The sequence below is a fragment of the Rhodococcus sp. P4_B6 genome (assembly GCF_056402215.1).
Window position 1 is genome coordinate 34301 of sequence record NZ_JBFUHV010000069.1, and the last position, 9722, is coordinate 44022.

A 9722-nucleotide genomic window follows, 5' to 3' on the forward strand; every position below is an offset into this window, starting at 1 on the left:
GGCTCAGGCTGCGGMGCGCGCGGCGGGAGAGGAGGCGAGGTAGGCGACCGCTTGGCTGGTCGAGCCGTACTGGGAGGGGTGGTAGCCGGGCCGGAAGTATTCGACGAACATCTTGGCCAGGCTCCACGGGCTCGGCATCAGGCCTTTGCGCCAGGCCCGCCGCACGTCACGGAACCGGATGCGCCGATCCCTCTCGGCGAGTTCGGGATCGACGGACATCAGGTAGCGGATGCCGCGGGTCCACAGGATCGCGAGGGTGGGCGCGGCGATCAGCCACGTGCGCACCCGGCGCGGGTAGCGGCCGTCGAGGTGGGTGAAGAGGTCGAATGCGACATGACGGTGTTCGACCTCTTCGGCCAGGTGCCACCGGAGCAGGTCGAGGACCTGCGGCGCGAGGGCGTTGTCCCAGGCGCGGGCGTTGAGTCCCCAATCGCCGAGATAGGAGGTGAAGTGTTCGAGGGCGGCCACGACGGCGACCCGTTCGAGGAGCCAGGAATGGGCTTTGCGGCCGGTCAGGTCACGGTCGCCGAGCAGACGGCGAAAAAACCACCGAACCTGCTCGACGTACGGATCCGTGTCGAGCCCCTCGGAATTCAGATGTTCGAGCAGTGATTGGTGCGAGGAGGAATGGGTGGCTTCCTGGCCGATGAACCCGATCACGTCCTCACGTACCGCGTCGTCCTCGATCAGCGGCAGTGCCTGCTGAAAGACGTCGACGAAGAACACCTCACCCTCGGGCAGGAGCATGTTCATCCCGTTGGCGTAGTGCGTGGCGAACGGGTTGGCGTCGAAGTAGTGCATCGGCAACCCGGTCCAGTCCCAGGACACGTTGCGGGCCGTGAGGGCGACCTTGTCGGTATCGGGGTGTGTGCTCATCGTGCTTCTCCGATCGGGTTGGTGTTCGACCGCTCGTGCTCGTCGATGAAGGAACGCACCCGGTCGGCGATGGCCGTCGGGTGGAATGCCGGGACCCAGTGCCCGCCGTCGACGGAATGGACCTGCGAATTGACTGCCCAGCGGCCGATGTCGATTTGGCTCGCGGGGGTGATGAAGATGTCCCGGCGCGGAGCCAGAACCTGAACTGGCACCTCGGTGGTGCGCTCCTGTGGGCGCAGCAGGCGCGGCAGCAGGTTCGCGGTGTAGATCCCCAGGGCCCCGCGATTGTCGCGGGCCCGGTGCGCCGGGGCGTCTGCGGGGCGGGAGCCGGTTTCGAAGTGCGCGGCCAACGCGATCGCGGCGTCGACCAGACCCAGTCGGCACACCAACGGGGCGATCCAGGGGATCTGGAAGAAACCCATGTACAGCGGCGACTTCCACTGCCCCACCAGGTCTTTCCACCCACGGGGCCCGACCGTCAGCCGGGACCGGATCCAGTAGGGAACGTGATCGAGGCACGGACCGGACACCGAGGTCAGCGACGCGACACGATGGCGCTGCACCGGATCTGTGGCGACGTGCCACGCCTGTACCGAACCCCAGTCATGGCCGAGAAGGTGCACCGGCCGGCCCGGAGAGACCGCGTCGATAACCCGGCCGATGTCGTCCGCGAGCTGGTCGAGGCGATAGTCCCTGATCCGTCGCGGTTGCCCGGACGCGCCCGACCCCCGCACATCGAAGGTCACCACACGCAACGACGACGCGAGCTCGCCCGCCACCCCGTCCCAGACCCGGTGATCATCGGGAAACCCGTGCACACACAACACCGTCGGCGCGGCGGCGTTGCCCCGCACGTGCACCGCCAGCCGAACCCCGTCCGAGGCGTCCACGTAGGTGGTCATCACGCAACCCCAGCCGTCGCCCGACCGCACGCGGCGTCCGGCCCGGTATCCGGGTTTCGCAGGATGCGCGGTGCGACCGGCAGTCGGATTGTCGATGGTGTCATGCGAAGTCCTTCGTGGAAGCGGCGGCGGACGTCCCCGAAAATGCCATTCGGGGCGAACTAGGTGTTAACGTCAGTAACACTTTTTCCACGATAGTAGACTGATCGAGCTACCGCAAGGATTGTTCGCTCAACACGAGGAGGGGAACCATGGCTCCGGGTCCGCGTGACCGGCTCATCGCCGGCACGATCGCACTGGTGCGCGAGCGCGGCGTCGCCGGCACCGGCATCACCGAACTGCTGGCACGTAGCGGCACCGCGCGGCGTTCGATCTACCAGAACTTCCCCCGCGGGAAAGAGCAACTCATCGAGGAATCGACCCGAGCGGCCGGCCGGTTGATGAGTGCGCTCATCGCCGAATTCACGGGGTCCGGCGACCCCGCCGAGGGCCTCGTTGCTTTCATTCAGATGTGGAAGGACACGCTGCTGGCCAGCGATTTCACCGCCGGATGCCCGATCGTCGCGGCGGCCCTGTGTGGGCCCGAGGTACCGGCGGCGCCCGCCGTGGCAGCCGAAGTTTTCGGCGACTGGGAGAGCCTGCTCTCCGATCAACTCGAGCGTGTCGGCGTTGACGGGCCGGTCGCCCGGTCGCTGGCGACCACCGTAGTGTGCGCGGTCGAAGGTGCCGTCATCGTGGCCCTCTCGTCACGCTCCGTCCAACCACTCGATCGAACCGGAACGCATCTCGCCGAACTGATCCGGCTGCACCTCTCCTAGTGCTCCGGGAGGAATCGGCACCATCGCCGCCCTGCACATCCGTGTGGGGCGAACCGGCAGCCGCGGTGCGTCGTGGCGGCACGGCGGCGCCGGTGATACGCCCGGATCTGCCGGTCGGCGCACCCACTAAGTTGTTCGGCCGAGTCCGAATATCGGGTACCAGGTGTGTTGGTGTCGAATCGGGGGCGCAACGCCGCGATATTCGGCGAGGCCATGGCGAAGTTCGAGGCGCAGCACGAACTCGACCCCGATTCATCCGCCGGGCGCGGCTTGCTGTTACCGCACGCGCCCACGATGCCGAAGACTGCCGAACCCTGCTCTCCATCCCGGGAATCCCGCCCGAGCCCGACACCCCGGCTGATCCGTAGCCTCTCCTACCCCCGGTGCGGTGCCGCGTCCGCCGGCGAACCGGCACCGTGCCAACCCGTCGCACGGGCTGCTTCCCGACCGGCCGCCCTTCGGTGGCTCCCCCATGATCATCCTCGCCCGCGAGCAGGGACCCATGTCGGCCGCGCGATGTCGGCCGAGCCCGTTCACGGTGACCACCACCATGTGCTCGTCGACCGGATCGCCGTCGCGCGCCCGAGTCCGTCACCGCCCTGCGGCCGCGCCCGCGCCTGTACGGCTCGTGGTGCCGGTTAGTTCGAGTCGGTGACGCGGTCGCGGCCGACGAGTTCGTTTTCGATGTCGGCGAGCCGATCGAGGGCGAGGTCGCGGTCGGGTGCGCCGGTGGGAGTGTCGCCGGTGACGATCGAGGTGAGCCAGTCGCCGTCGAGGGTGAGCGTATAGACGGGCCGGTGTGCGGCGGCGGACTCGATGATGGAGGCTCTGGTGGCGTCGATGAGTTCAGTGGCGGCGGTGCGGAGGTCGAGGGCCGCACCGGTCTGGGCGGTCGTGCCGCCTTCGGCGGCGATGGTGAGGGTCCAACTGATCATGGCGATGCCGTCTCTCGGTGTGTGGTGGGGTGCTGTGGTGGTGTGAGTATGCCGGGGAGCTCGGACGTGTTGCCGGGACCTGGCTGGCCGGACCCGGGTCCCGTGGAGGATCACCGACGGGGTTCTCGGTATCAAGTACCGGGCACGCAACGACGAGGACAGGTTCTCGTCGTCATGACCATCAAGCCCAATGCCGGTGTGGGGCTGCATGACCTGGTGGCCGTGCCCCGGGGCCCGATCATGCTCGATGACGGGGTTGGAGCTGGTCAGATCCCATCTCGCAAAATACAACGCAACAGTGATCTAAGCATCTACGTCGATCTCCCACTGTCTGCCACCGGTGTGGCGGGCGGTATCGGACGGCGCGTTTGAGGCGGCCTGTTCTACCGTGACCAGTGACGATCACAAGACGGCACTCCGGGCACCCGATGTGGATTTGCTGGGCTGCGGCGATGCCATCGGCCGACGGCATCTGCAGTCCAAGACAGCGGCGTCGGGACGGTGCCGATACGCCTGCCCGCCCGCTTCGCCGCCAGTTGACGCTTGCCCAATCACGAACAGATCGTCGTGCAGTCCCAGGAGGGCCACGAGTGCGGTCTGTAGTCGGGGCGTGCTCAATTCGGACAATGTCAGAAGCGAGCAACCTGTGCATAGGGGCAAAGGTCACTGCACCATCGGCCTCGGCACGCAGCGCGGGCTGGACGCCGGCGACCCGGTTGAGCACGGTCGGGCGCTGCGAGCTACGGCACCTGCACCGCATAGTCGGTTCGCTGCTCGACGGCGTGCGCGGCTCGACGCCCACGTCCTGGTGGCCGCCCACAACCAGATACACAATTTTGCGGCACCACGCGGGCGGCTCATTCGAAACCTGCCGCGCGCACCTATGAGGTCGTCGCCCACGCGATTCGACCTCACCGGCGACTCCGCGTCGTGTCCGTCTAGGATCCGGCCATGGGAGGCGAGTGGATTCAAATCGATCAGGACTGTGTGACGTGCGGCGCGGCCGCGTTTCGGCACCATATTTATGCCAGCCTCGGCGGCGTGCTAATCGAGACTGACCTGTACGAGTGCGCCACCCCGGGTTGCCCCGGGCCTGTCGCGATCTGCGAACCGATCGACGGCTGATCGCAAAGAAACCCCCACCGGCTGAGCCGTGACGCGCTGCGGTGGGTCTCACTGCCGCCAATCGCCCACGGCCGCAGCAGGCGAAAACGCGCCGAGGTCGGCAGACGTAGGTCGGAGTCTCTACACCGACCCAAAACGGCGAGGTTCGGAATCGGTACGCGGTCAACCTATCTGCGGCGAACCGACGCCACTGCCGATTCCGAGCGAACCTCGACCATCTACTGCGCACGACCACCTGGAATTGTCTTCACGAGACCGCACGAACGCGGTTGGCGGGAGCCCTCGTCGAGGGTCGGATGCACGCCGCCGCGTATTGCGATGATTCCGAGTATCACCGCATCACCAAGCAGGAAAGCGGCCATCGTGCCGAGAACAATGCTGTCGTACGCGACTGCGACCAAAGCGCCCATCGGGAACGCCACGGCGCTCGCGACAGCACACGACTTCCACAGCCAGCGATAACGCCTCACGCACGGACTGTAACTGAACGATTGCCCAGTACGGAATCCGCTACTGCGATGGCATGTGTCACAGCGGGACCGGGGGCCAGGAACCGAGGCGAGTCGGCCTGGACGGAGTTGGTCCGGGTCGCGCGGTGAACGTCGGATGGGCGTACCCCGCCAGCACCGGGAGTGCGCTCGAAGCGCCTGAGTAAACCAAACAGGGACTGGCGCGAGCGAGGCGGGGATGGGGCACCCGTTGATGGTGCTCAGCAGCTGCCAATACCATTCGGTCCGAGGGTCATTGGCCACCTCGTGGCGAAGCGCCAGGGACATTCGGTAGCGAGTGCTGTCCGTGGCGTCGACGGTCTGCGCGTACTGCGCGACGAAATCGTCCACGACCGGCCCGTCCTTCGAGCTACTGGGACCTGATGCCGTCCCCAATGGCCCGAGTGACTGTGGCCCGGAGGCATTCGGCGAGGTCATCATGTAGCCCGGCTGGTTATCGTCGGCGCGCTCGATCGCCGGGTGCTGGGGCATTCGGCGGACACTGCGCGGAAATCGTCGACGACGAGGTAGGCCAGCTCGACCCAGGCCTGGACCTGCTCCGGGGATGGGCCGTCCCGAAGCACTGGCATCGCTTCGGCATCATCGCGAGCGCGGCCGGCTCCGGATCGTGACCGTGGCCCTCTCCGCACCCCCCGAGCTCTGACCGCCTGGCCGCCTCTGGCCCCACTCTCTAGGGGAAAACCCAATACTCCAGTAGAACACCAGAGCGCTCTGGCAGCCCAGTCACCACGGCCACCCAAGCGGTGCTTCTTGGGGCTACTTGTCGCGGGACTCACCCACACCCTGGCGCGGGAGGACACGTTGACCGGTGAGTGCGTCGACGACACCGGCAAGATCCTGGGGAGAGAGTTGACCGGCCGAAGGCGGGCGCGGAGACGGTGAGGCCCGGGATGTCTTGTTGTCCATGAGCGGTGACCCATCGGATTGGTGTGGTGAATAGGCACCAAGCGTACGAGTCCGGCGCATCACACCTGTTGCGGGAAGGTGAGATCGGCGTGACATCTCTATCAGTGTTCCAGCGGCAGGTGGATACGGGTGCAGGTGCCACTCCGCCCGAATACTGAGCGGCACCTGCACGCCACCCCTCGCGCGAATCGCCCCAGCGACTCATGTCGTCATGGGACCCGCCATGACCAACCGAACCCCACCAGAAAACAGGGAGGATGGTCTTTTTTGACAGCGGTGGGCGCATAGTGGACACGGGCACCTCGTAGGAAGGCGTGCGAACACGTACCGCCGGTAGCGTTCGCGCAGGCTGTAGGGGTGCGACCCGATCAACCGGGCCTCACCCGAGGTGGCACGGAAGGTGCGGCGAATGGTTCAACAGCAACGAGCGGCGGTGACCCGAGCGCAGATCGTCCGCGGGGCAGCGGAGATGTTCGACAAGTCCGGGTTCGAGGGAGCCAGCCTCGTCGAGATCACCGAAGCCGCCGGAATGACGAAGGGCGCCTTGTACTTCCATTTCCATTCCCAGGAGGAGTTGGCCCGGCACATCATCGCCGAGCAACACCGGATCTCCATCGCCGCGGTCGAGGCCATCGCGGCGCAGGAGGCATCGGCGCTCGAGCAGATCGTGATGCTCTGCCACGAGAAGGGGTATCGACATCGCCGCGGGGCGACCGGAGTGGTCACGCCAACGTTCGGACGCGGAACGCATTTCCATGGAGCGGGTGAGCACCCTGAGGACGTCGACGTGCGGGTGCGCGGGCGCTGAAAGGTCCTTCGCGCTGGTGATCAGCTTGTGATTTCCACCAGCTCCCACTACCTGCGCACAAGTTGCCACCCAACACGTGTCGACTTCCGTGACAGATCGTCAAACTGATCGACATACTCGAGTTAATGACTATCCGAATAACGCTCGACGGCTTTCACAAGGATGCGATCTCGATGCGAGAAACCCGGTCCTCGGCCTCACCTCTGCAGCTCTACGCCGCGTTTCGCCGCCATCACCCCACAATCGTGATGCCCGTCGACTACGTCACCGAATGCGGTTTCCGATTGGGACTTTGGCAGGACCGCCAGCGGGTGGCCCGCATGCTCGGCACCCTTCCGCCCCAACGCATTGCACAACTCGATGCGATCGGGTTCGTGTGGAGCGATGACGATCTTCCCCTTGCGCCGTGTCACCGGCCGACGGCAAGCGGCGACGGATGCTGACCGAAATCGCCGCCTACCGCGAAGAGCACGGCAACGCACTCGTTCCCGCGAACTATGTCACCGCCGACGGTGAACAGGTAGGCCAGTGGCTCTACCGGGCGGTCAAGAAGTGGCGAGCCAACGCCCTGCCCGACGACGAGCGGCGGCCACTCGCTGCCCTCGGGGTCTCCCCCGGCCCACGCCCACGGGGCCCACGAACATCGGCACAATCCGTCGGATAGACCCAGGCAACAGTACGGGCAGTTGCGCCACCCAGCCACAGGCTTGCTAGCTACGCTAGCTATGCGGGCAAGCGAGCTAACGTGCGGTCGGCTACCGCGAAGCACCCAGCACACTCGCCGAGGAGCCGCCGTGACGGCACTGATCACTGTGCGTCAGTTGCCCCCGTAGGGGACACCGGTGGTCGGCGTCGTCGAGGGCTCCCGCCCGGCCGCCCAAGCTCTCCAGGCCGACTGGCGCGTCGCTTACGTCACTGTGACGAACGCTCGAGCATTGCGGGGTCCCCACTGCGGCACCCGGTCGAGCGACCGACCGGGTGCGCGACCGACCCTCGACCCACACAATCTCGCAAAGTGGAGCCCGCCGACTCATCCCGGTGAACACGCAGACAGGCACCATCCGCTTCTGGGACCGAGATCGACGTCGAGACCGAGATCAAGACCGAGGTCGAGGTCGAGGTCCGCGAGGAACCCACATGTGTTGCAGTGCTTCAGGGGTCGTTCACGAGATCTCCTCCGGTGAACAGCCGCACCCGCCGAGAACGACAGATGTCGTAGACGGCGGTGTCGCCCCGGCTGCCCCGGGCGACACCGTCCTTGACTGCCTGGACGACGCCCTCAGCCAGGTGCCGGAGTAGAACGCTATTCGTCGCCGGGGATGGACGGTCGAAGAGACCAGGCTAGCGCCGCCGAGCGTAACCTCGGTGTGCAGGTCGCTTCCGAAGTACCCCTCACGGTGTTTGGACCCACCACTGCACCTGCGCTTTAGAGCAGCGATAGCGCAGCGCAATAGGTCCTTTCGGGTGTGTGCTCTCATGATTGACCCCTGTCGAGAATGTCGAGTTGGACGCGGTTGTGGTGGCTGATTTCCCACCGGCCGGCTTCGAGGTCGTGAAGGAGGTCGCGGCACCGCTCATCGGTGCTCACGTCCGCGACTTGCCCGTTGATCGGGCCGCGGATTCCGTTCCGCCAGTCGATGACCGTGTAGACGAAGTCACCTGTGGTGGCGAAGTCGCGTGGGCGGGTGCACACGACGAAGTGCTCCGAGAGTGCGCGGACGGTGTAGGGGCGGCGGGGTTCGAGACCGAAGCGGATTCGCCCACCAACATCGAGTGGGATCGGAGGTGTGGGTGATCCCGTGGCGTTCATCAGTGTCACCGCGCACCCCCGCCCGCAGACCTGCCTTGGAGCGCTGCCCGCTGATTATCGGCGCGCGTGTCCCGGTCGATGTGGCCGCGGCCCAACCCCTCCGGCCGGTGCCCGAGGTGGAAACCGACCTCGCCGTCCTGGTGTAGGTGGGGGCAGGGGTAGATCGCCAGGCCCTGGCATTTTTCGTGGTGGGTGCGGGCCGCACGCGCGGCCCTGCGGGTGAAGTAGGTGCGTTTGCCGCCACAGTGCGGGCAACTCACCCAGCACGATGTCGGGCGGTGTGTTCGACGGGCCACTTTCCGGTGCTCCTATTCGACTGGGAGATATAGGTTCTCGGACCGAACGTCAACGCCGGGGCGGTGACCTGAACTGCGGCGTTTCTTCGTCCGGGCCAGGTCGGATTTCGACACAGCAACCGCTCTATCTGCCAGGTTCTCGGTTCCGTGGTCGAGGTGAAGTTCAAATGAAGTCGGCCGCGAGATGAAGCACGCAGTGGTGGTCCTACCGGGACGCGCTTGGATTGTCAGGCGGCGCGGGTGATCTGCAGGTTCAGCCAGTCCGAGACCCACTGGATGGCGTTGCGGCCGGCGTTGTCGACGACGAGGTTCTGGTAGCTCTGGTGTGCACCGGAGGCGAAGAAGCTGGCCGCGTTCAGGCCCTCGCCGACGACCGCGGCGAGATCCTCGGCCCCCTGCGACTGCGCCATCGTCGACACCGACCCGGCGAGTGCTGCGAGGTCGAGGGTCTGCGCCTGCGTGGTGATCGCGTTGCCCACGGGATTGGTCTGTTTGCCGAGCAGCTTGGGGTCGGTCTTGCTGGCTGTGCCGGTGAGCATGTTCGCGGCCACCGAGGCGAGGTCGAGGCCGAGTGGGAGCAACGCTGCCGTCTGCGCGGCGGCACCGACCGGGTCGGGTAGTACCCCGGGCGGGGGAAAGAGCTTGTCCGCGGCGGCCCACGCAATTTCCTGGGCTTGACCGGCGATGTTGGCCAGCTTGATCACGTCGACGTTGCCGAGGATGCTGGTGACCAGCGC

6 protein-coding genes and 3 pseudogenes are annotated in these 9722 nt (G+C 66.3%); 4 read left to right on the forward strand and 5 right to left on the reverse strand.

Annotation, left to right across the window (positions count from 1 at the left end; genetic code table 11):
• Positions 1-3 precede the first annotated feature (3 nt).
• Both AC1DWT_RS27790 and AC1DWT_RS27795 read right to left on the reverse strand, forming a co-directional pair.
• Positions 4-876, reverse strand: coding sequence for a metal-dependent hydrolase (locus AC1DWT_RS27790; RefSeq protein WP_477923080.1), 873 nt, complete (start codon positions 874-876; stop codon positions 4-6).
• Positions 873-1778 (reverse strand): alpha/beta fold hydrolase, encoded by a 906-nt coding sequence (locus tag AC1DWT_RS27795; protein ID WP_477923082.1) that lies wholly within the window; start codon positions 1776-1778, stop codon positions 873-875. The genes AC1DWT_RS27790 and AC1DWT_RS27795 overlap by 4 nt, the downstream gene beginning before the upstream one ends.
• 251 nt (positions 1779-2029) lie before the next feature.
• Between AC1DWT_RS27795 and AC1DWT_RS27800 the strand changes: the two genes are divergently transcribed.
• Complete coding sequence (locus AC1DWT_RS27800) at positions 2030-2596, forward strand: TetR/AcrR family transcriptional regulator (protein ID WP_168442972.1); 567 nt, start codon at positions 2030-2032, stop codon at positions 2594-2596.
• Positions 2597-3234: 638 nt separating this feature from the next.
• On the opposite strand, the gene AC1DWT_RS27805 is transcribed toward AC1DWT_RS27800, so the two are convergent.
• A complete protein-coding gene (locus AC1DWT_RS27805) occupies positions 3235-3531 on the reverse strand; it encodes a hypothetical protein (RefSeq protein WP_477923084.1) in 297 nt (98 codons plus the stop codon).
• A gap of 174 nt (positions 3532-3705) precedes the next feature.
• Between AC1DWT_RS27805 and AC1DWT_RS27810 the strand changes: the two genes are divergently transcribed.
• The 3 genes and pseudogenes from AC1DWT_RS27810 to AC1DWT_RS27820 all read left to right on the forward strand — a co-directional run bounded on the left by AC1DWT_RS27810 (position 3706) and on the right by AC1DWT_RS27820 (position 7543).
• Entirely contained in the window at positions 3706-3903 is a 198-nt protein-coding gene (locus AC1DWT_RS27810; RefSeq protein WP_477923086.1) for a hypothetical protein, read from the forward strand.
• Positions 3904-6480: 2577 nt separating this feature from the next.
• Positions 6481-6756 (forward strand): annotated as a pseudogene (locus AC1DWT_RS27815) (TetR family transcriptional regulator); the annotation flags it as partial.
• A 296-nt stretch (positions 6757-7052) separates the two neighbouring features.
• Positions 7053-7543, forward strand: a pseudogene (locus AC1DWT_RS27820) (helicase associated domain-containing protein).
• 810 nt (positions 7544-8353) lie between these two features.
• On the opposite strand, the gene AC1DWT_RS27825 reads toward AC1DWT_RS27820, so the two are convergent.
• Positions 8354-8689 (reverse strand): hypothetical protein, encoded by a 336-nt coding sequence (locus AC1DWT_RS27825; protein WP_477923088.1) that lies wholly within the window; start codon positions 8687-8689, stop codon positions 8354-8356.
• 523 nt (positions 8690-9212) lie between these two features.
• Positions 9213-9722, reverse strand: a pseudogene (locus tag AC1DWT_RS27830) (cutinase family protein); the annotation flags it as partial.